Origin of the sequence: Streptomyces sp. NPDC090083 (assembly GCF_044747445.1) — a bacterium.
Taxonomy (GTDB): domain Bacteria; phylum Actinomycetota; class Actinomycetes; order Streptomycetales; family Streptomycetaceae; genus Streptomyces.
Map to the genome: position 1 here is coordinate 1 of NZ_JBIVED010000012.1, position 21,263 is coordinate 21,263.

The 21,263-nt window shown below is 69.7% G+C and carries 17 protein-coding genes and 2 pseudogenes; 11 read left to right on the top strand and 8 right to left on the bottom strand.

Annotated elements, in window-relative coordinates; genetic code table 11:
* Window positions 1-764, bottom strand: a pseudogene (locus tag ACIPTO_RS33530) (Fe-S oxidoreductase); the annotation flags it as partial.
* Between the two features lie 240 nt (window positions 765-1,004).
* Here ACIPTO_RS33530 and ACIPTO_RS33535 point away from each other — a divergent pair.
* The 6 genes from ACIPTO_RS33535 (at window position 1,005) to ACIPTO_RS33560 (ending at window position 7,760) form a co-directional block, all read left to right on the top strand.
* Window positions 1,005-2,027, top strand: a complete 1,023-nt coding sequence (locus tag ACIPTO_RS33535) for an MraY family glycosyltransferase (RefSeq protein WP_401198427.1) — start codon at window positions 1,005-1,007, stop codon at window positions 2,025-2,027.
* A gap of 96 nt (window positions 2,028-2,123) precedes the next feature.
* On the top strand, window positions 2,124-3,968 hold the full coding sequence (gene dnaK / locus ACIPTO_RS33540) for a molecular chaperone DnaK (protein ID WP_366322547.1): 1,845 nt from the start codon (window positions 2,124-2,126) through the stop codon (window positions 3,966-3,968).
* Window positions 3,965-4,639, top strand: a complete 675-nt coding sequence (gene grpE, locus ACIPTO_RS33545) for a nucleotide exchange factor GrpE (protein WP_366322545.1) — start codon at window positions 3,965-3,967, stop codon at window positions 4,637-4,639. Before dnaK ends, grpE begins: the two co-directional genes overlap by 4 nt.
* 60 nt (window positions 4,640-4,699) lie before the next feature.
* Window positions 4,700-5,887: a molecular chaperone DnaJ gene (dnaJ, locus tag ACIPTO_RS33550; protein ID WP_401198430.1), complete on the top strand. Its 1,188-nt coding sequence runs from the start codon at window positions 4,700-4,702 to the stop codon at window positions 5,885-5,887.
* 5 nt (window positions 5,888-5,892) lie between these two features.
* Window positions 5,893-6,345, top strand: a complete 453-nt coding sequence (locus ACIPTO_RS33555; RefSeq protein ID WP_033284884.1) for a heat shock protein transcriptional repressor HspR — start codon at window positions 5,893-5,895, stop codon at window positions 6,343-6,345.
* Between the two features lie 308 nt (window positions 6,346-6,653).
* Window positions 6,654-7,760, top strand: coding sequence for a substrate-binding domain-containing protein (locus ACIPTO_RS33560; protein ID WP_366322541.1), 1,107 nt, complete (start codon window positions 6,654-6,656; stop codon window positions 7,758-7,760).
* A gap of 160 nt (window positions 7,761-7,920) precedes the next feature.
* Here ACIPTO_RS33560 and ACIPTO_RS33565 read toward each other — a convergent pair whose 3' ends face one another.
* From ACIPTO_RS33565 to ACIPTO_RS33575, 3 genes are read right to left on the bottom strand one after another with little or no spacing between them, the layout of a single operon-like run.
* Window positions 7,921-8,763 (bottom strand): transglutaminase N-terminal domain-containing protein, encoded by an 843-nt coding sequence (locus ACIPTO_RS33565; RefSeq protein ID WP_401198433.1) that lies wholly within the window; start codon window positions 8,761-8,763, stop codon window positions 7,921-7,923.
* Window position 8,764: 1 nt separating this feature from the next.
* On the bottom strand, window positions 8,765-9,697 hold the full coding sequence (locus ACIPTO_RS33570; RefSeq protein WP_366322537.1) for an alpha-E domain-containing protein: 933 nt from the start codon (window positions 9,695-9,697) through the stop codon (window positions 8,765-8,767).
* Window positions 9,694-11,238 carry a circularly permuted type 2 ATP-grasp protein gene (locus tag ACIPTO_RS33575; protein ID WP_401198435.1) on the bottom strand — a complete coding sequence of 515 codons (1,545 nt, stop codon included), beginning with the start codon at window positions 11,236-11,238 and terminating at the stop codon, window positions 9,694-9,696. Before ACIPTO_RS33575 ends, ACIPTO_RS33570 begins: the two co-directional genes overlap by 4 nt.
* Window positions 11,239-11,500: 262 nt before the next feature.
* Between ACIPTO_RS33575 and ACIPTO_RS33580 the strand changes: the two genes are divergently transcribed.
* The gene (locus tag ACIPTO_RS33580; protein WP_366322533.1) at window positions 11,501-12,562 is read left to right on the top strand and encodes a helix-turn-helix transcriptional regulator; all 1,062 of its coding nucleotides are present in this window, start codon (window positions 11,501-11,503) and stop codon (window positions 12,560-12,562) included.
* Here the strand turns inward: ACIPTO_RS33580 and ACIPTO_RS33585 are convergent.
* Together ACIPTO_RS33585 and ACIPTO_RS33590 are read right to left on the bottom strand one after the other, a co-directional pair.
* Window positions 12,525-13,496 (bottom strand): LuxR C-terminal-related transcriptional regulator, encoded by a 972-nt coding sequence (locus ACIPTO_RS33585; protein WP_366322531.1) that lies wholly within the window; start codon window positions 13,494-13,496, stop codon window positions 12,525-12,527. The two genes, ACIPTO_RS33580 and ACIPTO_RS33585, sit on opposite strands and share 38 nt — an antisense overlap.
* Complete coding sequence (locus ACIPTO_RS33590) at window positions 13,493-14,530, bottom strand: helix-turn-helix transcriptional regulator (protein WP_401198438.1); 1,038 nt, start codon at window positions 14,528-14,530, stop codon at window positions 13,493-13,495. Before ACIPTO_RS33590 ends, ACIPTO_RS33585 begins: the two co-directional genes overlap by 4 nt.
* Before the next feature lie 297 nt (window positions 14,531-14,827).
* Between ACIPTO_RS33590 and ACIPTO_RS33595 the strand changes: the two genes are divergently transcribed.
* The gene (locus tag ACIPTO_RS33595) at window positions 14,828-15,163 is read left to right on the top strand and encodes a hypothetical protein (protein WP_266770105.1); all 336 of its coding nucleotides are present in this window, start codon (window positions 14,828-14,830) and stop codon (window positions 15,161-15,163) included.
* A gap of 140 nt (window positions 15,164-15,303) precedes the next feature.
* On the opposite strand, the gene ACIPTO_RS33600 is transcribed toward ACIPTO_RS33595, so the two are convergent.
* Complete coding sequence (locus ACIPTO_RS33600; protein ID WP_366322527.1) at window positions 15,304-15,717, bottom strand: TIGR03618 family F420-dependent PPOX class oxidoreductase; 414 nt, start codon at window positions 15,715-15,717, stop codon at window positions 15,304-15,306.
* A gap of 132 nt (window positions 15,718-15,849) precedes the next feature.
* Here ACIPTO_RS33600 and clpB point away from each other — a divergent pair, with 132 nt between their 5' ends.
* Both clpB and ACIPTO_RS33610 read left to right on the top strand, forming a co-directional pair.
* Window positions 15,850-18,462 carry an ATP-dependent chaperone ClpB gene (gene clpB / locus ACIPTO_RS33605; RefSeq protein ID WP_366322525.1) on the top strand — a complete coding sequence of 871 codons (2,613 nt, stop codon included), beginning with the start codon at window positions 15,850-15,852 and terminating at the stop codon, window positions 18,460-18,462.
* Between the two features lie 125 nt (window positions 18,463-18,587).
* Window positions 18,588-19,121 (top strand): YbjN domain-containing protein, encoded by a 534-nt coding sequence (locus tag ACIPTO_RS33610; RefSeq protein WP_328830600.1) that lies wholly within the window; start codon window positions 18,588-18,590, stop codon window positions 19,119-19,121.
* Window positions 19,122-19,212: 91 nt separating this feature from the next.
* On the opposite strand, the pseudogene ACIPTO_RS33615 reads toward ACIPTO_RS33610, so the two are convergent.
* Window positions 19,213-19,665 (bottom strand): annotated as a pseudogene (locus tag ACIPTO_RS33615) (aminotransferase class I/II-fold pyridoxal phosphate-dependent enzyme); the annotation flags it as partial.
* Window positions 19,666-19,688: 23 nt separating this feature from the next.
* Here ACIPTO_RS33615 and ACIPTO_RS33620 point away from each other — a divergent pair.
* A complete protein-coding gene (locus tag ACIPTO_RS33620) occupies window positions 19,689-21,137 on the top strand; it encodes a recombinase family protein (RefSeq protein WP_401198441.1) in 1,449 nt (482 codons plus the stop codon).
* Window positions 21,138-21,263 lie beyond the last annotated feature (126 nt).

The following is a 21,263-nucleotide window of genomic DNA, read 5'->3' on the forward strand; positions in this document are numbered from 1 at the left end:
CCGTCCGCGTTCCGCTTGAACCAGATGTTCGGGAACGCCAGGAAACGGTGCCAGGCCACCCCCATGTCGGTCTTCAGCGAGACGGTGATCATCCAGATGAAGGAGGTCGCGATCTTCACGCCGGCGAACAGGTAGGTGAGGTTCTGGAGCGTGGAGATGTCCAGGTGGCGGAGGGCCGAGACGACGGGGTACGAGATGAAGAAGGAGGCCTCGTACGCGTCGACGTGGTGCTGGGCGCCCTCCAGGGCGTGCAGCATGAAGATGCAGACGCCGACGATGAGGATGACGGCCTCGACGAAGTACGCCTGGCCGAAGTTGGAGCCGGCGAAGCGGGACTTGCGGCCCGGCCTGTCCGGCCTGTTCAGCTGGCGGATCGCGATGAGGGTCAGGATGCCCAGGACCGTCATCGTGCCGATGAACTCGACGAAGACGTTGTACGGGGCCCAGTCGCCGATGACCGGCAGCAGCCAGTCGGCCTGGAAGAGCTGGCCGGTGGCGTTGACGATCGTCAGCAGCAGTGTGAAGAAGCCCACCGCCACGAACCAGTGCGCTACGCCGACGACACCCCAGCGGTTCATCCGGGTGTGGCCGAGGAACTCCTTGGCCACGGTGACGGTCCGCTGGACGGGTTCGTCGGTGCGGGTGCCCTTGGGCACGTTCTGGCCGAGTCGCATGAAGGTGTAGATCTGCAGGACGGCGCGGGCGAACAGGGCCACACCGACCACGATCAGAACCAGCGACACGATGATCGCGGCGAGTTGCATTTCAGGGCTCCTCGGGCCTGCGAGGGGTCATTGCATCACCACTCAGCACATTACTAAGCGGTAACTTAATCGGTTCGACCGAGACTACCCCTATCTTGCGTCGCACTGTAGTCAGCCGTGCGGTGACGTGCGTCGCTGAGGGTCGCCTAAAAAGACCTGCTCCGGGCCGGTTCGCAAGCTTGTTACGGTCTGATCGTGTTATTCGTACTGAATTGGTACATTTGCCGCTAATTTGGATCCGTGCTCTACGGGATTCTCGCCGCCACGACCGCCCTCCTCCTCTCCGCCCTGCTCGCCGCACTGCTCCGGGTGCCCGCGCTCCGGGCCGGACTCGTCGACCGGCGACGACGGAACCGGCCCGTTCCGCTGCTCGGGGGACTGGCGGTCGCGCTCGCCGTCTCGGCGGTCACCTGGGCGTGCGACCGGACCGGACTCGCCCCCCTCGGTGACGGCGTCGACGGACTGCTGGCCGCCGGGGCCGCGGTCGCCGGGCTCGGGCTCGTCGCCGACGTCTGGCGGCTGAAGACCCGCTTCCTGGTTCTCGGTACGGCCGTGGCGGCCGCCTGTGTCGTGCCGTACGGCGAGATCGGGGTGCCCGGCGGTCTGCTGGCCGTGGCGTGGATCGTGTTCGTCGCCGGTGCCTTCAAGGGGCTCGATCACGCCGACGGGCTCGCCGGGACCGTCGGGGTGGTCACCGCCTTCGGGGTCGGGGCCTGTGCCGCGATGGAAGTGATGGACGGGCTCGCGGTGTTGCTCAGTGTGCTGGCCGCCGCGCTCACCGGGTTCCTGATGCACAACTGGCATCCCGCGCGGATCGCGCTCGGCGCGTGCGGGTCGCTGTTCACGGGGTTCCTGCTCGCCTCGGCCGCGGTGCTCACCCAGGGCGGGCACGGCCTGGGCGACGGTGCGGGCGTGCTGTTCGCGCTCACCGCCGTCGCCAGTGCCGACGCCGTCCTGGTGCTGCTGTCGCGGCGGCTGGCCGGGCGGGCGCTGCTGCGGGGCGGGCCGGACCATCTCGCCCACCGGCTGCGGCGGTTGGGGCTCACTCCGCAGGGGGCGGTGGTCCTCGTGGCGGTCGGAGGGTTCTCCGGGGTGGTCGTCGGGGTGCTCGTGCACAACGGGTGGGCGGACGGATCCGCCGTCATGTGGGTGGTGGGCGGGGCTCTTGTGGTCGTGTTCGGGTTGCTCAAAGTCTCGGTCCATGGGGGACGGCGTGCCGCGTCGACGCAGGTCAGGGTCCAGTTGCGTGTAAGGAACGGATAAGAGTTGAGTCTGCTCGACTCAGCTCTGTTGACCCAGCGGTGAGTGTCGTGCACACTTGAGTCCGTTCCACTCAAGTCATTGCTGGAGGAATCAACCATGGCACGTGCGGTCGGCATCGACCTGGGCACGACTAACTCCGTCGTCAGCGTTCTTGAAGGCGGCGAGCCCACCGTCATCACCAACGCAGAGGGCGCCAGGACCACGCCGTCCGTCGTCGCCTTCGCCAAGAACGGCGAGGTGCTCGTCGGAGAGGTGGCCAAGCGCCAGGCGGTCACGAACGTTGACCGGACCATCCGTTCCGTGAAGCGCCACATGGGCACGGACTGGAAGATCGAGCTCGACGGGAAGAACTTCAACCCGCAGCAGATGAGCGCCTTCATCCTGCAGAAGCTGAAGCGCGACGCCGAGGCCTACCTGGGCGAGAAGGTCACGGACGCGGTCATCACCGTCCCGGCCTACTTCAACGACTCCGAGCGCCAGGCGACGAAGGAGGCCGGCGAGATCGCGGGCCTGAACGTCCTGCGCATCGTGAACGAGCCGACCGCCGCCGCGCTGGCGTACGGCCTCGACAAGGACGACCAGACGATCCTCGTCTTCGACCTCGGTGGCGGCACCTTCGACGTGTCCCTCCTGGAGATCGGTGACGGCGTCGTCGAGGTGAAGGCCACGAACGGCGACAACCACCTCGGTGGTGACGACTGGGACCAGCGGGTCGTCGATTACCTGGTGAAGCAGTTCGCCGCGGGCCACGGCGTGGACCTGGGCAAGGACAAGATGGCCCTCCAGCGTCTCCGCGAGGCCGCCGAGAAGGCCAAGATCGAGCTGTCCAGCTCCACCGAGACCTCGATCAACCTGCCGTACATCACGGCGTCCGCCGAGGGCCCGCTGCACCTGGACGAGAAGCTCACCCGCGCCCAGTTCCAGCAACTGACGGCCGACCTGCTGGAGCGCTGCAAGACGCCGTTCCACAACGTCATCAAGGACGCCGGCATCTCGATCAACGAGATCGACCACGTCGTCCTCGTCGGTGGCTCCACCCGTATGCCGGCCGTCGCGGAGATCGTGCGCGAGCTGACCGGCGGCAAGGACGCCAACAAGGGCGTCAACCCGGACGAGGTCGTCGCCATCGGCGCGTCCCTCCAGGCCGGTGTCCTCAAGGGCGAGGTCAAGGACGTCCTGCTCCTCGACGTGACCCCGCTGTCCCTCGGCATCGAGACCAAGGGAGGGATCATGACCAAGCTCATCGAGCGCAACACCACGATCCCGACCAAGCGGTCCGAGATCTTCACCACCGCCGAGGACAACCAGCCCTCCGTGCAGATCCAGGTCTACCAGGGCGAGCGCGAGATCGCGGCGTACAACAAGAAGCTCGGGATGTTCGAGCTGACCGGTCTGCCGCCGGCCCCGCGCGGTGTCCCGCAGATCGAGGTCTCCTTCGACATCGACGCCAACGGCATCATGCACGTCACGGCCAAGGACCTCGGCACCGGCAAGGAGCAGAAGATGACCGTCACCGGCGGCTCCTCGCTGCCGAAGGACGAGGTCGACCGCATGCGCCAGGAGGCCGAGCAGTACGCGGACGAGGACCACCGCCGCCGCGAGGCCGCCGAGTCCCGCAACCAGGGCGAGCAGCTCGTCTACCAGACGGAGAAGTTCCTCAAGGACAACGAGGACAAGGTCCCCGGCGAGGTCAAGACCGAGGTCGAGGCCGCCGTCGAGGAGCTGAAGGCCGCGCTCAAGGGCGAGGACACCGCCGAGATCCGCACCGCCACCGAGAAGGTCGCCGCGGTCTCGCAGAAGGTCGGCCAGGCCATGTACGCGGACGCCCAGGCCGGTCAGGCCGCCGGCGCCGACGCCCCGGGTGCCGAGGCGCCCAAGGCGGACGACGACGTCGTGGACGCCGAGATCGTGGACGACGAGCGCAAGGACGGTGCCGCGTGACGGAGGAGACCCCGGGCTTCGAGGAGAAGCCCGACGTCCCCTCCGGCGCCACCCCCGACGACGCCGAGCCGCAGGCCGCCTCCCCCTCCAGCAGTGGGGAGGGGGCGGCCCCGGCAGGGGACGCAAGTGCACAGATCGCCGGTCTGACGGCCCAGCTGGACCAGGTGCGCAAGGCGCTCGACGAGCGCACCGCGGACCTCCAGCGGCTCCAGGCCGAGTTCCAGAACTACCGCCGCCGGGTCGAGCGCGACCGGATCGCGGTCAAGGAGATCGCCGTGGCGAGCCTCCTGACCGAGCTGATGCCCACGCTCGACGACATCGGTCGCGCGCGGGAACACGGTGAACTCGTCGGCGGTTTCAAGTCGGTGGCGGAATCCCTGGAGACCGCCGCGGCGAAGATGGGACTGCAGCAGTTCGGCAAGGAGGGCGAGCCCTTCGACCCGACGATCCACGAGGCCCTGATGCACTCGTACGCGCCGGACGTCACGGAGACGACCTGCGTGGCGATCCTGCAGCCCGGGTATCGCATCGGCGAGCGCACCATCCGCCCCGCGCGGGTGGCGGTCGCGGAGCCGCAGCCCGGCGCCACGGCCACCGGCAAGGCGGAGTCCTCGGACGCCGCCGAGACGGCGGACGACGACAAGGAGAGCGGTGGCCCGGACGAGGGCTGACATCGCCTCCCACGGGACCCGCACCGCGAGGAGCACCAGAGGAAAGGAGGGACGTCGAGGATGAGCACCAAGGACTTCATCGAGAAGGACTACTACAAGGTCCTCGGCGTCCCCAAGGACGCCACCGAGGCCGAGATCAAGAAGGCGTACCGGAAGCTCGCCCGCGAGTTCCACCCGGACGCCAACAAGGGCAACGCCAAGGCCGAGGAGCGCTTCAAGGAGATCTCCGAGGCCAACGACATCCTCGGTGACCCCAAGAAGCGCAAGGAGTACGACGAGGCCCGCACCCTGTTCGGCAACGGCGGCTTCCGCCCGGGGCCGGGCGGCGCGGGCGGCGGCAACTTCAACTTCGACCTGGGCGACCTCTTCGGAGGCGGCGCCCAGGGCGGAAGCGCCGGGGGTGCCGGCGGCTTCGGCGGCGGGATCGGTGACGTCTTCGGGGGCCTGTTCAACCGGGGCGGCACGGGCACGACCCGTACGCAGCCCAGGCGCGGCCAGGACATCGAGTCCGAGGTCACGCTCAGCTTCACGGAAGCGATCGAAGGGGCCACGGTGCCGCTGCGGATGTCCTCGCAGCAGCCCTGCAAGGCCTGTTCGGGCACCGGCGACAAGAACGGCACACCGCGCGTGTGCCCGACCTGCGTCGGCACCGGCCAGGTGGCGCGCGGCTCCGGCGGCGGCTTCTCCCTCACCGACCCGTGCCCCGACTGCAAGGGCCGCGGCCTCATCGCCGAGCACCCCTGCGTCGAGTGCAAGGGCAGCGGGCGCGCCAAGTCGTCCCGGACCATGCAGGTCCGGATCCCCGCGGGGGTCACGGACGGCCAGCGCATCCGGCTCCGCGGCAAGGGCGCACCGGGTGAACGGGGCGGCCCCGCGGGCGACTTGTACGTCATGGTGCATGTCGACACGCACCCGGTGTTCGGCCGCAAGGACGACAACCTCACGGTGACGGTCCCGGTGACGTTCGCCGAGGCGGCACTCGGCGGCGAGGTCAGGGTGCCCACCCTGGGCGGGCCCCCGGTGACGCTGAAGCTGCCCCCGGGCACGCCGAACGGCCGGACGATGCGCGCCCGCGGCAAGGGCGCGTTCCGCAAGGACGGCACCCGGGGCGATCTCCTCGTCACGGTCGAGGTGAGTGTCCCGAAGGACGTCACGGGGAATGCTCGTGACGCACTGGAGGCGTACAGAGAGGCGACCGCGGGCGAGGACCCGCGGGCGGAGCTGTTCCAGGCCGCGAAGGGAGCATGAGAGTGATGGACGGCCGTCGACGCAACCCGTACGAGCTGACCGAGGAGACCCCGGTCTACGTCATCTCGGTGGCGGCCCAGCTCTCCGGCCTGCACCCGCAGACGCTGCGCCAGTACGACCGCCTCGGCCTGGTCTCCCCGGACCGTACGGCCGGGCGCGGCCGGCGCTACTCGGCCCGCGACATCGAACTGCTGCGCACCGTCCAGCAGTTGTCGCAGACCGAGGGCATCAACCTGGCGGGCATCAAGCGCATCATCGAGCTGGAGAACCAGGTGGTCGCGCTCCAACAGCGCGTCGCCGAGCTCCAGTCGGCGGTGGAGGGCGCGGCGGCGACGATGCAGCAGCGCGAGGCCGCGGTGCACGCGTCGTACCGGCGCGACCTGGTGCCGTACCAGGAGGTCCAGCAGACCAGCGCGCTGGTGGTGTGGCGGCCGAAGCGGCAGCAGTCCTCGGACTGACGTCCACGCACACATGGAAGGGGCCCGGAGTCTTCTCCGGGCCCCTTCCGCGTGCCCGTGCGCCGCGGGAGAGGGCGGGGTCCGCTGTGCCGGTCTTTGCCTTTTCGTGAACTCCCGTTGGATGGAGGGTCCGTAAAGAGTGTTTGGAGGTGGTTTCGCGAGGTCTCCACATACCGAACGGAACGTGGCGTTGCCATCTCGTTAAGTGGTTCCGCTTGACGCCGGTGGTCGCATCCGCGTTGGCTTTTCAGTCACCTGGGTTGCAATGCTGCACCCACGTCCGGACGGCACCAGAAGTGAGCACCCCAATGCGTCGTATCGCCATATCCGTGGCCGCGTTCTCGCTGGCCCTCCCCCTGGCCGCCTGTGGCGTCCTCGACTCCTCGGGGAGCAGCTCGGACGCGACTCCGGCGAAGGGCAACGACATCACGGTGGGCGTGCTCATGCCGGAGAAGACGAACACGCGGTACGCGGAGTTCGACTTCCCGATCATGAAGGCGAAGATCCAGGAACTCACGGCGGACAAGGGCAAGGCCGAGTACGAGAACGCCGGTGGCGACGCGTCCGTCCAGGACAAGCAGATGCAGAAGATGATCGACGAGAAGGTCGACATCATCGTGCTCGACGCCGTCGACTCGCACGCCATCCGGACGATGGTGGCGAAGGCCAAGGCGGCCGGCATCCCGGTCATCGCCTACGACCGCCTCGCCGAGGGCCCGATCGACGCGTACGTCTCCTTCGACGGCGAGCTGGTCGGCGAGGTGCAGGGCCGCTCCCTGGTCGAGGCGCTCGGCAGCGACGTGGACACCTCCGACAAGATCGTGATGATCAACGGTTCACCGACCGACCCCAACGCCGCCGTGTTCAAGGGCGGGGCGATGTCCGAGCTGCAGGGCAAGGTGACGATCGCCGCGAGCTACAACACCAAGGCCTGGGACCCGGTCGTGGCCCAGCAGGAGATGACCGAGGCGATCGGCAAGCTCGGCAAGGGCAACATCGCCGCCGTGTACTCCGCCAACGACGCGATGGCCGGCGGCATCATCAAGGCCCTGAAGGCCTCGGGTCTGACCAAGCTGCCCCCGGTCACCGGCCAGGACGCCGAACTCCCGGCCGTGCAGCGGATCGTCACCGGCGAGCAGTACATGAGCGTCTACAAGCCCTACCCGGACCTCGCCGAGGCCGCCGCGAAGATCGCCGTCGCCAAGGTCCAGGGCAGGGACATCGAGTTCGACGCCCTGACCCGTGACACCGTCGACAGCCCCACGAACAAGAAGATCCCCTCGCAGCTGGTGTCCGTGGTCGCCCTGACCAAGGACAACATCAAGTCGACGGTGGTCGCGGACGGGATCTACAAGGTCTCCGACATCTGCACCGCGGACTACAAGTCGGCGTGCTCGGCCATCGGCCTGAAGTAGCGGCCTGCCGCGGTCGGTGAGGCAGGCCGCCCGGTCCCACCGGTGGCCGCCTCACGGGCGTGCGGGCGCCCGTCGTCGTTTCCCACGTGCACGGAGCCGTCCGCGGCCGTGGGGGCCGACCGGACGGCTCTGCGGGTGCCCTGGCGCCACCGCCGACGGTTCAGGCCAGCCGGGTGAACTCCACCGTCACCTCCGGCGGCCCGCCCGCCACTCCCCGGTAGATCCCCTTGTGCGGGGTCACGTCGTCGTAGTCACGTCCCCGGCCGACCACCACATGGGACTCGTCGGGCCGGGTCCGGTTGGTGGGGTCGTAGCCGCACCAGTCGCCCGCCCAGTACTCGATCCAGGCATGGCTCTGCCCGGCCACCGGGCGGTGCAGCTCGGCCTCGTGCTCGGGGTGGAGGTACCCGGAGACGTAGCGGGTGGGCAGGCCGAGCCCCCGCAGCAGCGCGATGGTCACATGGGCGATGTCCTGGCAGACCCCGGCGCCCTGCTCCCAGGCCTCGGCGGCCGAGGTGTTCACGCCGGTGACGCCGGGCAGGTAGGCGACCCGGTCGGCGACCAGCGCGGAGACCGCCACCGCCGTCCCGTGCGGATCGAGTCCCGCGGCGGTTCTGCGGGCCTTCTTCAGCAGTCTGGGCGGGACCGTCGTACGGGCGGTGGGGCCGAGGAACTCCAGCAGGCGCGAGTTCGCGGCCCGTTCGGTCACCTCCTGCCAGGCGGGGGCCGGGCCGAGCCGCTCCGGCGGGGAGGTCTCGACGAGGCTCGACGCGGTGATCGTGAGGTCGGCGTGGGGGTCCATGAGGTCGAAGCCGGTGACCTGGGTGCCCCAGTAGTCCCAGTACGACCAGGTCGGCGTCGTCGGGTCGACGGTCACGCGCGCGTCCAGCGTGGTCTGGCCGGGCAGGGTGAGCGGGGTCATCCGGACCTCGTTGTGGGAGGAGACGGCCGCCTGGGCGTACGACACGCGCGTGGTGTGACGGATGCGAAGCCTCCGGGTCATCTCAGGCTCCTTCCTGGGCCCACTCGACGGGCCCCTGGTACGGGAAGAACAACTCCGCGACCGCTTCCGCCGAGGCCATGCAGGCGTGCTGCAAGTCCTTGAGCAGAGCGGGCAGTTGCTCCTCCAGGGCGGGCGAGTCCAGGTATTCGAGGCGGGTGCGCAGCCGGCCGATGGGCCGGCGCGCCGGGTCCTGCCGCTGCCGCCCGAGCGCGGCCAGGCACTCCTCGGCCGTCGTCAGCGCGTGCAGCGCCGAGCGCGGGAAGTCCCGGTCCAGGAGCAGGAATTCGGCCACGCGCGGGGTGTCCCCGAAGCCGCCGTACACCCGCGCGTACGCCTCGTCGGCGCCGCTCGCGCTGAGCAGGGTCGGCCAGTCGGGCGCGTGCGCCGCGTCCAGCACCCGTACCGACAGCAGCCGTACGGTCATGTCCACCCGTTCCAGGCTCCTGCCGAGGACGACGAAGCGCCAGCTGTCGTCGCGGCTCATCGTCGAGTCGGCGAGGCCGAAGAACAACGCGGCACGTCTGCGCACGAGTTCGAGATAGGCGTAGGGACCGGTGCGGCGGGCCGCGAGGCGCTGGTCGGCCAGGGCGTGCCAGGTGGAGTTGAGGCACTCCCACATCTCCGAGGAGACCGCCTCCCGGGCGCTGCGCGCGTTGAGGCGGGCGGCGCCGAGCGCGCCCTCGATGGAACAGGTCGAGCGGGCGTCGAAGGCGAGCTGGTCCAACACCTGCTGCATGTCGACGCGTTGACCGCCCGCGTCGACCCCGAGGATCGCGTAGAGCGACCGGCAGGCCGCGTCCTCGTCGCGCCAGGGGTCCTCCAGCAGGCGGTGCAGATAGGCGTCGAGGATGCGCCCGGTGGCGTCCGCCCGCTCGACGTAACGGCCCGTCCACGTCAGGGCCTCGGCTATCCGGGAGAGGATCACGTCGTTCACTGCTGCACCCCTTCCTGTACGACCACGGGGTTGCCGTCGGGGCCGAGCTGGCGGGGCGCCACCTCGGGCAGGTGGCCGTCCGCGGTGACCGGCTCGGGCTGTTCGGCGGGGCCTTCCGCGAGCACCCAGGTGTCCTTGGAGCCGCCGCCCTGGCTGGAGTTGACGATCAGGTTGCCCTCCTGGAGGGCGACGCGGGTGAGACCGCCGGGCAGCACCCACACGTCGGTGCCGTCGTGCACGGCGAACGGACGCAGATCGATGTGGCGCGGTGCCATGCGGTCGCCCGCGAGGGTGGGCGAGGTGGAGAGGGCGACCGGGCGCTGGGCGATCCAGCCCCGCGGATCGGCGGCGACCGCTTTGCGAGTGCGTTCGAGGGTCTTCGCGTCGGCCTTGGGCCCGATGACGATGCCCTGCCCGCCCGCGCCGTCCACCGGCTTCACGACCAGCTGGTCGATCTGGTCCAGGACCGCCTCCAACTGGCCTGGCTCGTCGGGACGGTAGGACTCCACGTTGGGGAGGACGGGTTCCTCGCCGAGGTAGTAGCGGATGAGGTCGGGGACGTAGGTGTAGAGGAGTTTGTCGTCCGCGATGCCGTTCCCGACGGCGTTCGCGAGTGTGACGTTCCCGGCCTGGGCGGCGTTCATGATGCCCGGGCAGCCGATCACCGAGTCGGGGCGGAAGTGCAGCGGGTCGAGGAAGTCGTCGTCGAGCCGCCGGTATACGACGTGGACGGGCACCTCGCCGCGCGTGGTCCGCATCCACACCCGGTTGCTGCGGCACACCAGGTCGTGCCCCTCGACCAGTTGCACGCCCATCAGCCGTGCCAGCAGGGCGTGTTCGAAGTAGGCGGCGTTGCTCGGCCCCGGGGTGAGGACCACGACCCGCGGGTCCTGGGTGCCCGCGGGCGCGGCGGCCCGCAGCGCGGCGAGCAGGCGCTGCGCGTAGCCGTCGACGGGGACCACGTGCTGCTCGGCGAAGAGGGAGGGGAAGATCCGCGTCATGGCCCTGCGGTTCTCGATGACGTACGAAACCCCGCTGGGGACCCGCACGTTGTCCTCCAGGACCCGGAAGGCGCCGGCCTCGTCGCGCACCAGGTCGATGCCGGCGACGTGGATGCGGACCCCGCCCGGTGGCTCGACCCCCTGCGCGGCCCGGTGGAAATGGGCCGAGTTGAGGAGCAGCCGCCAGGGCACGACCCCGTCCTCGAAGACGCGGCAGTGCGTGTACGCGTCGGAGAGATAGGCCTCCAGTGCCCTCACCCGCTGCGCCACCCCGCGCTGGATGAGGTCCCACTCCAGCGCGTCGATGATCCTCGGCACCAGGTCCAGGGGCCAGGGCCGTTCCTCGCCGGCGAAGGCGTAGGTGACGCCGCGGTCGGTGAAGGCGCGGGCCATCTGGTCCGCGCGGAAGCGCAGTTCACTCGGCTCGATCGGCTGGAGTGCGGCCAGTACCGGCTCGTAGGCGGTTCTGACCTCACCCGGCCGCACAAACATCTCGTCCCACGCATCGGCCAATGCGTATGCGTCAAATATGTCCGCCATGAGGGGACGTTAAGTGCGATACGTAACACGGTGATCTCTGAGTGATTTCCGGCAGCTCACGCGGAAAGTGATACGACGAGAGGCTCGGTGGCCCTGGCCGGACACCCCCCAGCTTGTTGCAAGGTGAGCCGCGGAGGCCGGGAGATAGAGGGTGAAACCGGAGGTTTTCGGGGGCTGTTCGAGGGGGAGCCGTGTTGCGGAGCAGGTCGGGTCCGCGCATAGTTGCGCTGCAAAGAAGCGGGAAGCGGGGGTGGGATGAGCGATGGCCGGGCACGGGACGGACGAGCATCCACACGGTGCTGACCGACTCTGCGACGCGGGGGACCGTGTGTACTCCCGGGCCGTACGGCGGGGCCGGGTGCCGCGCACGGACGCCGAACCGGTGCCGTGCCTGCTGGAACTGGCCCTCCTCCATCCCGACCCCGACGACATGGCCTGGCTGGTCCCGACCTCCCCGCAGGAGGTCATGACCCGTCTGCTGCGCGGGGTCTACGACGAGGTCAGCGAGAGCCACCGGCGGGTCGGTTCGGCGGTCGCGGCCTTCGAGCGGTACGCCGGTCTCGGCAGCCGTGTCCAGGCGTCCGCGAAGGCGCCGGCGTCGCTGGAGGGCGGTGCCGCGATCCGCGTCCTGGACGGGCTGTCCCGTATCCAGGCGGCGATGGACGACGCGACGGAGGCCTGCACCGGCGAGGTCCTCACCGTCCAGCCCGGCGGGATCCGTCGCGAACCGGAACTCACGGAGGGTCTGCACCGCGCCCTCGCCCTGCGGTCCCGCGGGGTACGGATGCGCGACCTGTACACCCATGTGGCCCGCCACGGCCAAGGCCTGCTGAACTACCTGGAGTTGATGGGCGAGGCGGTGGAGGCGAGGACGCTCGACGAGGTCGTCGACCGGCTGATCCTCTTCGACCGCACGGTCGCCTTCATCCCCGCCAACGCCGACCACACGATGGCCCTGGAACTGCGCCACCCCGCGCTGATCGAGTACTTCGTCACCGTCTTCGACCGCCTGTGGCGCCTCGCCATCCCGGTCGCCGCCCCGCTGCCCGACACCGGCATCGAGGGCATCTCCCACCGCGAACAGTCCATCGCCGCCCTCCTCGCGGACGGCCACCAGGACGCGGTGATCGCGGAACGCCTCGGCATAAGCGTCCGCACCTGCCGGGCCCACATCGCCCGGCTCTCGGAGACCCTCGGCGCGGCCAGCCGCACCCAACTCGGCGTCCGCATAGCCCAGGTGGGCCTCGACGGCACCCCCTCCCGCCACCCGGACGTCCCGGTCCAGCTCACCCCGGCGGAGCGAGAATCCCCGACTGCCCTATGAGGTAGCCGAGTTGGGCCCGGCTCTCGCTGCCGAGGGTGGCGGCGAGTTTGGCGATGTGGACGCGGGCGGTGCGGATGTTCATGCCGAGCCGGTCGGCGATCACGGCGTCGGTGTGTCCCTCGACGAGCAGGTTCGCTATGGCGCGCTGACGCTGGCTGATGCCGTTCAGGGAGGGCCGCTGGACCGCCTCGGGGTGCATCGGGACGGCGAGGTGCCAGAGGCGGTCGAAGACGCCCGCGAAGTACTCGATCAGCGCGGGGTGGCGGACCTCCAGGGCGAGGTCGCGGTCCCTGCTGGCGGGGACGAACGCGACCGTGCGGTCGACGACGATGAGCCGGTCGGTGACCTCGTCCAGGGTGCGGGCCGCCGCGTCGCCCCGCAGCTGCTCGTAGCGGGCCAGGACGAGCGGCTTGTGGCGCTGGGTGTGCTGGTAGAGCGTGCGGATACGGCCGCCGCGGTCCAGGAGTGCCTGGTCGCGGGCGAGCGCGAGGGCCAGGGCGTGCGGGCTGCGCGGGCTGACGTTGGGCTGGATCGCGAGCAGTTCGTCCGTGGCGTCCGCCATGGCCTCGGAGATCGCCTCGTTGATCCGCTCCTTGCCGGCGAGGACCGTGAGCGCGGGGGAGTCCGCGGCCGTACGGGACCCGTCGAGCCGCAGCAGCGGCGCGAAGGCGGTCTCCAGGCGCTCCTCGCGGCGCCGCTCGTCCGCGATGCGCTCGGCCGACCGCCGCAGCAGCCGGTTGAGCACGGCGGCGGGCGCGGCCGGGCGCAGCCGTCCCGCATCCCCTTCGTCGGGGTGCAGCAGTCCGAGACCGGCCAGGCAGGGTGCCGTGTCCGCGTCCTCGGCGGGGACTCGCCCGTCGCGCAGCGCGCGGACGTAGAGGCTCAGGCCCTCCGCGCACAGGTCCTCCGCTCCGTGCGTGTGTGCCTCGGTCACTGCGGGCCGTCTCCCTCCTGCGCCGGCTGGTCCTTCTGCAGGATCCCCGACTGGGCGATGAGGAAGCCGAGCTGGGCGCGGCTGCCGCTGCCCAGGGCCGTGGCGAGCTTGGCGATGTGGGCCCGGCAGGTGCGCACGTTCATGCCCAGGCGCCGGGCGATGGCCTCGTCGACGTGGCCCTCGACGAGCAGCTTGGCGATGGAGTGCTGGATGTCGGTGATGCCGTCGGCGGCGGTCTCGTAGGGGCTGCCGGCGCTGAGCGGGACCGCGCGGCTCCACATGAACTCGAAGACCTTGATCAGATAGCCGACGAGCCCCGGGTGGCGGAGTTCCAGGGCGACCTGCCGGTCGTCCCGGATGGGGATGAAGGCGACCGTCTCGTCACAGATGATCAGGCGCTCGACCAGCTCGTCGATGGTCCGGTACTCCGCCTTGCCGTTGGCGAACTGATCCACGTAGGCCAGCCGCTCCGGGATGTACCGGGCGGTGTGCTGGTAGAGGGTGCGGATCCGCACCCCGCGTTCGATCAGGGTCCGGTCGCGCTCCAGGCCCTCGATGATCCGGCGCTCGGGATGGCGGACGCTCGGCTGCACCGTCAGCACCTCGTTGCGGCACTGGTCCGTGGCCAGGTCGAGGGCTCCGTTGATGCGGTCGAGGCCCTCCAGCACGGTGATCGAGTGCGCGGGGGCCGAGCCCTGCGCGGTGAGCGTCATGAACGGCTCGAAGACCTCGGCCAGTTCCATGGACGCGCGTCTGCGCTCGGAGATCTCGCGTTCGAGCGGGTTGAGCCGCAGGGACAGCGCCACCGAGGGGGGAACCGGCCGGAGCCAGTTCTCGTCGTCCGGATCGGCGTGCAGGAGGGCGAACTCCATCAGACAGGGGGCGGCCTCCACGTCCACACGGGCGACTCGTCCTGTGCGCAGGGCGTTGGCATATACGCGCCTCCCCTCCTCGCACAGTTCGGCGATGGTGTGGGGATGTGCCGCTTCTGTCGGATTTGTCGTCAAATCTCCACCCCCCAGGGTCCTGAACATGCAGGAACATGATGCACTCATTGTGTGGTCATGACGTGCCTGAATGAGCCATCGTCTTATCAGACGGGGGAAGAGGGGACCTTCAAGTGAGGACGAAGCCGACTATGCGTAAGAGAATGCTTCGCTCGGTGCTTGTCGCCGCCTTCTCCGCCGTTGTGGCCTTCGGAACGCTGAGTGGCCTCTCTGGTGCGAAGAGCGACATGCGAGCGGGGGACACCCAGTGGTCAGCGGTGAGGGCCGACGCGGTTGTCAGCGAAGCCGTCGTGGCCACACCCGGCGACACCCAATGGTCTTGATATGACAACGCCTCCTGACGACCGCAGCTTCCGTCGCGAAATGGCCACGGCCTACCGCTCCGGCTGGCACTTCATCGACCTGGCCACCGCCATCCCCCACAGCGGTGACTCGCTCATGGTGACGGTGTTCGGCGAGCCGGTCGTCGTGACGCGGGACGAGGACGAGGACGTACGGGCGTACCGGTGTCTGCGGCGGCCTCGGGGGGCGCCGCAGCCAGTGCGGTGTGCCATTCGGTACGGAATGATCTTTGTGAATCTTGACCAGCGAGACCACCGGCTGGTGGAACCGGATGCCCCCGACGTCCAGACCATCTCAGCCACCCCCCGCAGTGCCTGACGCGATTCCCCCGTCGTAAAAGATCGCTCAGGTGCTTCCCCCCGCAGCGGCGTCACCGTGACCTGAACACGGTGACGCCGCTGCAGTTTGTGCGGAATGTGCGGGTATGACCGCTGCCGCAGTGGCCGGAAATGATCGCTTCAGCGCTTTCCCATGGCCCGTGTCAGCTCTATCTCGATCACCACGCGCGACGGATTCGGTGACGGCGCCCGCTCATAGCGCTCCGCGTACCGGCGCTCCGCCTCGGCGACCCGGTCGCGTTCGACGCGCACGAAGGCCCGCCCCTCCAGCGTGGCCCAGCGCCGCCCGTCCACCTGGCAGACGGCGACCCGCGCGCCCTCGGGGCCGGCGGCCAGGACGTTGGCCACCTTCCGGCTCGCCTTGTTGGCGATGACCCGAGCGAGCCGCGCCTCCGGGTCGTATGTCACTCCGACGGGGACGACATGCGGGCTGCCGTCCGGGCGCGGGGTCGTGAGGGTGCACAGGTGCCGTTCCTGCCAGAAGCCGAGGTACGACGGGTCGGGGGCGCCCGGGTCGACCGGGTGGGTGGTCATGTCCCGGGAACTTAGTCGCCGGATCGTCGCCTCCATCGCCTTGAGTGGAATAGACTCAACTTTGTGCACGTTGACCGTGTCATTCCGTGCACGCAGGGCGCACAAAGGTCGTAGGAGGAGGAGCACCGGAACGTGGACGCCGAGCTGACCAACAGGAGCCGGGACGCGATCAACGCGGCCAGCAACCGTGCCGTGACCGGGGGGCACGCCGATCTCACCCCGGCGCACCTGCTTCTCTCGCTGCTCGCGGGAGAGGACAACGAGAACATCACCGACCTGCTGGCCGCCGTCGACGCCGACCAGGCCGCCGTACGGTCCGGGGCCGAGCGGGTGCTCGCCGCGCTGCCCAGCGTGACCGGGTCGACCGTCGCGCCCCCGCAGCCCAGCCGTGAACTGCTCGCGGTGATCGCGGACGCGGGCGAGCGTGCCAGGGAACTCGGCGACGACTACGTCTCGACCGAGCACCTGCTCATCGGTATCGCCGCGAAGGGCGGCGCGGCCGGGGACGTGCTCTCCCGGCAGGGCGCCGGTGCGCGGCAGCTGCTGGACGCGTTCCAGAAGAGCAGGGGAGGGCGCCGGGTGACCACACCCGACCCCGAGGGCCAGTACAAGGCGCTGGAGAAGTTCGGTACGGACTTCACGGCCGCCGCGCGCGAGGGCAAGCTCGACCCGGTCATCGGACGGGACCAGGAGATCCGGCGGGTCGTCCAGGTGCTGTCCCGCCGCACGAAGAACAACCCCGTGCTGATCGGCGAGCCCGGCGTCGGCAAGACCGCCGTCGTCGAGGGGCTCGCGCAGCGGATCGTGAAGGGGGACGTGCCGGAGTCCCTCAAGAACAAGCGGCTGGTCTCCCTCGACCTCGGCGCGATGGTCGCGGGCGCGAAGTACCGCGGCGAGTTCGAGGAGCGGCTGAAGACCGTCCTCGCGGAGATCAAGGACTCCGACGGCCAGATCATCACCTTCATCGACGAACTCCACACCGTCGTGGGCGCGGGCGCCGGCGGCGACTCCGCGATGGACGCCGGCAACATGCTGAAGCCGATGCTGGCCCGCGGCGAACTCCGCATGGTCGGCGCGACCACCCTGGACGAGTACCGCGAACGCATCGAGAAGGACCCGGCGTTGGAGCGCCGCTTCCAGCAGGTGCTGGTCGCGGAGCCGAGCGTCGAGGACACGATCGCGATCCTGCGCGGCCTGAAGGGACGCTACGAGGCGCACCACAAGGTCGTCATCGCGGACAGCGCGCTGGTCGCCGCCGCGACCCTCTCCGACCGGTACATCACCTCCCGCTTCCTCCCCGACAAGGCGATCGACCTGGTCGACGAGGCGGCGTCCAGGCTGCGGATGGAGATCGACTCCTCCCCGGTCGAGATCGACGAACTCCAGCGCTCCGTCGACCGGTTGAAGATGGAGGAGCTGGCCCTCGACAAGGAGAAGGACGCCGCCTCCATCGAGCGCCTGGAGAAGCTGCGCCGCGACCTGGCCGACCGCGAGGAGGAACTCCGGGGCCTCAACGCCCGCTGGGAGAAGGAGAAGCAGTCCCTCAACCGCGTCGGCGAGCTGAAGGAGAAGCTCGACGAACTCCGCGGCCAGGCCGAACGCGCCCAGCGTGACGGCGACTTCGACACCGCGTCCAAGCTGCTCTACGGCGAGATCCCCTCCCTGGAGCGGGACTTGGAGGAGGCCTCCCAGGCGGAGGCGCTGGCGTCCGCCGGCGCGAACTCCAAGGACACGATGGTCAAGGAGGAGGTCGGCCCGGACGACATCGCCGACGTCGTCGGCTCCTGGACCGGCATCCCCGCCGGCCGCCTCCTGGAGGGCGAGACCCAGAAACTCCTGCGCATGGAGGAGGAGTTGGGCCGCAGGCTCATCGGCCAGCGCGAGGCGGTGCAGGCGGTGTCGGACGCCGTACGGCGCACCCGCGCGGGCATCGCGGACCCCGACCGCCCCACCGGCTCCTTCCTCTTCCTGGGCCCGACGGGCGTGGGCAAGACGGAACTGGCCAAGGCCCTGGCCGACTTCCTCTTCGACGACGAACGCGCCATGGTCCGCATCGACATGTCGGAGTACGGCGAGAAGCACAGCGTGGCCCGGCTGGTCGGCGCCCCGCCCGGCTACGTCGGCTACGAGGAGGGCGGCCAGCTCACCGAGGCCGTGCGCAGGCGGCCGTACTCGGTGATCCTGCTCGACGAGGTCGAGAAGGCGCACCCCGAGGTCTTCGACGTGCTGCTCCAGGTACTGGACGACGGCCGCCTGACCGACGGCCAGGGCCGCACGGTCGACTTCCGGAACACCATCCTGATCCTCACGTCCAACCTGGGCAGCAACTTCCTGATCGACCCGGTCACCGCCGAGGACGAGAAGAAGAACCAGGTCCTCCAGCTGGTGAAGGCGTCCTTCAAGCCGGAGTTCCTGAACCGGCTGGACGACCTCGTCGTCTTCTCCGCCCTCGACCGCGAAGAGCTGGGCCGTATCGCCGCCCTCCAGATCGACCGCCTGGCCAAGCGCCTCGCGGACCGCCGCCTCACCCTGGAGATCAGCGACGAGGCCCTGACCTGGCTCGCGGACAACGGCAACGACCCGGCGTACGGCGCGCGACCGCTCCGCCGCCTCGTCCAGACCGCGATCGGCGACCGCCTCGCCAAGGAGATCCTGGCGGGCGAGGTCAAGGACGGCGACACCGTCCGCGTGGACGCCTTCGGCGACGGGCTGATCGTGGGGCCGGCGACGGGGAAGACGCTGTAGGTGGCACCGTAGGACCCTGGGCCGACCGGATCAGGTCAGCCCAGGGCGGACAGTCCCGGCAGGGGTTGCCACCCCCCTCCCCGGATGGGGGAGGATGGCGGAATCCGTACGAAGGGAAATACACGGTGAGCATCGACCCGTCCTCGATTCCGAACTTCGGGGGCCAGCCCGAGCCGAACCCCCAAGGACCGGCGGGCCCCGTCGTCCCGGATCAGGACCTTGTGAAGCAGCTCCTCGACCAGATGGAGCTGAAGTACGTCGTCGACGACGAGGGTGACCTCGCGGCGCCGTGGGAGCAGTTCCGTACGTATTTCATGTTCCGGGGCGAGGACGACCAGCTCGTCTTCTCGGTGCGGACGTTCTACGACCGCCCGCACGAGATCGACGCCAAGCCGCAGCTGCTGGAGTCCATCGACGACTGGAACCGCCGCACCCTGTGGCCCAAGGTCTACAGCCACACCCACGACGACGGCACCGTCCGTCTCATCGGTGAGGCGCAGATGCTGATCGGCACCGGCGTCGACCTGAACCACTTCGTGTCCTCGACGGTCAGCTGGGTGCGCGCCGCGATCGAGTTCGACCGCTGGCTCGTCGAGCAGCTCGGCCTCACCGAGGAAGTCGACGAGGCCGCGGAGAAGCCCGAGGACGACGAGGAGTAGTCCTCGCCCTGGTTCCGTATGGACGTACGGCGTCCATGACCTGCGCCCGTCCACAGCCTGTGGACGGGCGCAGGCCTGTCGTGCCCCGCTCTCAGCCGGCCAGCTTCTTCAGCCGGTCCACCGCTTCCTCCAGGACACCCACCTTCTTGCAGAACGCGAACCGGACGAACGGCGCGCCCGCGTCCCGGTGGTCGTAGAAGACCGCGTTCGGGATGGCGACGACCCCGGCCAGCTCCGGCAGCGCGCGGCAGAAGGCGAAGCCGTCGCCGTTCCTGGACAGCTCCGGGCCGAGGGGGCGGATGTCGGTGGTGACGAAGTACGTGCCGGCCGGGCGGAACACCTCGAAGCCCGCCTCGGCGAGGCCCGCCGCGAGGACGTCCCGCTTGGCCAGCATGTCCGCGCGGAACGCGTCGAAGTAGGAGTCCGGGAACGCGAGGGCCTCCGCGACCGCGTACTGGAACGGACCGGACGCCACATACGTCAGGAACTGCTTCGCCGACCGTACGGCGGTGACCAGCGGGGCCGCGGCCGTCACCCAGGCGACGCCTCGTTCGTACACTTATTTGTATGTCTCGCAACAGGCCCACCAGGGGCAACACCAGCAACACCGTCCCCGGCGAGCCGGCGGCGATCTACTGCCGCATATCCCAGGCGGACGATGACGATCAGACCGGCGTCGACCGCCAGGAGCGCATCTGTCGCGAGATCGCCGAACGGCGCGGCTTCGTCATCGATCCCGCCCACGTCTTCGTGGACAACAGCCGCTCGGCCTGGAGGCGCAAGCGGAAGCGGCCGGGCTGGGACCGTCTGCTGGAGGACGCCCGGAATCGTGGGTTCCGGCACATCATCGCCTATCACCCCGACCGGCTTATGCGGCAGCCTCGTGACCTGGAGGAACTGCTCCAGGTCTCCGACGACCACGCGATCACGCTCCACGGTGAGGCGAACCGGCGGGACCTCTCCGACCCCGACGACCGCTTCATCCTCCGCATCGAGGTCGCGCACGCTTGCCGGTCCTCGGACGACACCTCGCGGCGGTTGAAGTCCGCGATGCAGGACCGGGCGCGGGAGGGGAAGCCGCAGGGTGGGGTGAGGCGGTTCGGCTACACCAAGGACGGGATGGCGATCGTCGAGGAGGAGGCCGAGATCGTCCGGGAGGTGTTCGATCGCTACCTGAAGGGCGAGGGGGCGGCGCCCATCGCGAAGGACCTGCACAGTCGGGGCATCCTCACGGCTGGCGGCAAGGCGTGGAACAGCGGCACCGTCCGTGCGCTGCTCGACTCTCGGCACGTCGCCGGAATCCGGATGCATCAGGGCGAGGAAGTCGGCCCTGGATCCTGGCCCGCGATCATCGACGCGGGCGTGTGGGCGGAGGCGCGGACGCGGCGCGAGTATCGGTCGGCGGTGTACCGGGAGGCGCTCAGCAAGCCGGCGCAGCGCTACTACCTGCTGCGGGGGCTGGTGATGTGTGGGCGGTGCGGGACGCTGATGTCCGGGACGGCCAAGGGCACCGGACCTGTCTACCAGTGCAACCGCAGGGGCCGGAACGACGAGAAGAAGTGCACCCGGTCGATCACGGCCCTGACGTTGGAGGACTTCGTCGTCGACGCCGCGGTCGAACTGCTCGGCAAGCTGCGGGTGGATGGTCGGCTTGCCAGTAGCAACCTCTCCGAGAGCGTGACCGAGGAGCTGGAGGACGACCAGCGGCAGCTCGGCGAGCTGAACCAGATGTGGACCGCGAAGGAGATCTCCACGGCGGAGTACCGCAAGATGCGCAAGGAGATCACCGACCGCATCGCCAAGGCGCAGCGCAAGGTGGTTGTCCGGCCGATGGTGCTCCTCGACGGTCTCACGGGCGCGGGTGCGCGGGCGGCTTGGAACGCCGAGGACATGACGGACGAGCGGCGCAACGCAGTGCTGCGGTTTCTGTTCTCCGGGGTGGTCATCGATGAGCCGAAGAAGTTCGGGCGGTACATGGATTGGGACCGGATCGGCATCGAGCAGAACCCGTTGTAGCGCGTCGGCGGCCCGGTCCTCGCGAAGTCCCGCCGGGGGGCGTGGGTCGTACGACGTCCTCAGGCGCAGCGCCGTCGGCTTGGTGCCGCGTCCGCCCGCTTCTCTGTCCTGCCCAAGTGTGAGTGG

What these genes read in the sequence shown, in the direction of transcription:
- dnaK (WP_366322547.1), top strand. Translation starts at nt 2,124, where the DNA reads ATGGCACGTGCGGTCGGCATCGACCTGGGCACGACTAACTCCGTCGTC.
- dnaJ (WP_401198430.1), top strand. Translation starts at nt 4,700, where the DNA reads ATGAGCACCAAGGACTTCATCGAGAAGGACTACTACAAGGTCCTCGGC.
- ACIPTO_RS33555 (WP_033284884.1), top strand. Translation starts at nt 5,893, where the DNA reads ATGGACGGCCGTCGACGCAACCCGTACGAGCTGACCGAGGAGACCCCG.
- ACIPTO_RS33560 (WP_366322541.1), top strand. Translation starts at nt 6,654, where the DNA reads ATGCGTCGTATCGCCATATCCGTGGCCGCGTTCTCGCTGGCCCTCCCC.
- ACIPTO_RS33565 (WP_401198433.1), bottom strand. Translation starts at nt 8,763, where the DNA reads ATGACCCGGAGGCTTCGCATCCGTCACACCACGCGCGTGTCGTACGCC.
- ACIPTO_RS33575 (WP_401198435.1), bottom strand. Translation starts at nt 11,238, where the DNA reads ATGGCGGACATATTTGACGCATACGCATTGGCCGATGCGTGGGACGAG.
- ACIPTO_RS33580 (WP_366322533.1), top strand. Translation starts at nt 11,501, where the DNA reads ATGGCCGGGCACGGGACGGACGAGCATCCACACGGTGCTGACCGACTC.
- ACIPTO_RS33590 (WP_401198438.1), bottom strand. Translation starts at nt 14,530, where the DNA reads ATGTTCAGGACCCTGGGGGGTGGAGATTTGACGACAAATCCGACAGAA.
- ACIPTO_RS33595 (WP_266770105.1), top strand. Translation starts at nt 14,828, where the DNA reads ATGACAACGCCTCCTGACGACCGCAGCTTCCGTCGCGAAATGGCCACG.
- ACIPTO_RS33600 (WP_366322527.1), bottom strand. Translation starts at nt 15,717, where the DNA reads ATGACCACCCACCCGGTCGACCCGGGCGCCCCCGACCCGTCGTACCTC.
- ACIPTO_RS33620 (WP_401198441.1), top strand. Translation starts at nt 19,689, where the DNA reads ATGTCTCGCAACAGGCCCACCAGGGGCAACACCAGCAACACCGTCCCC.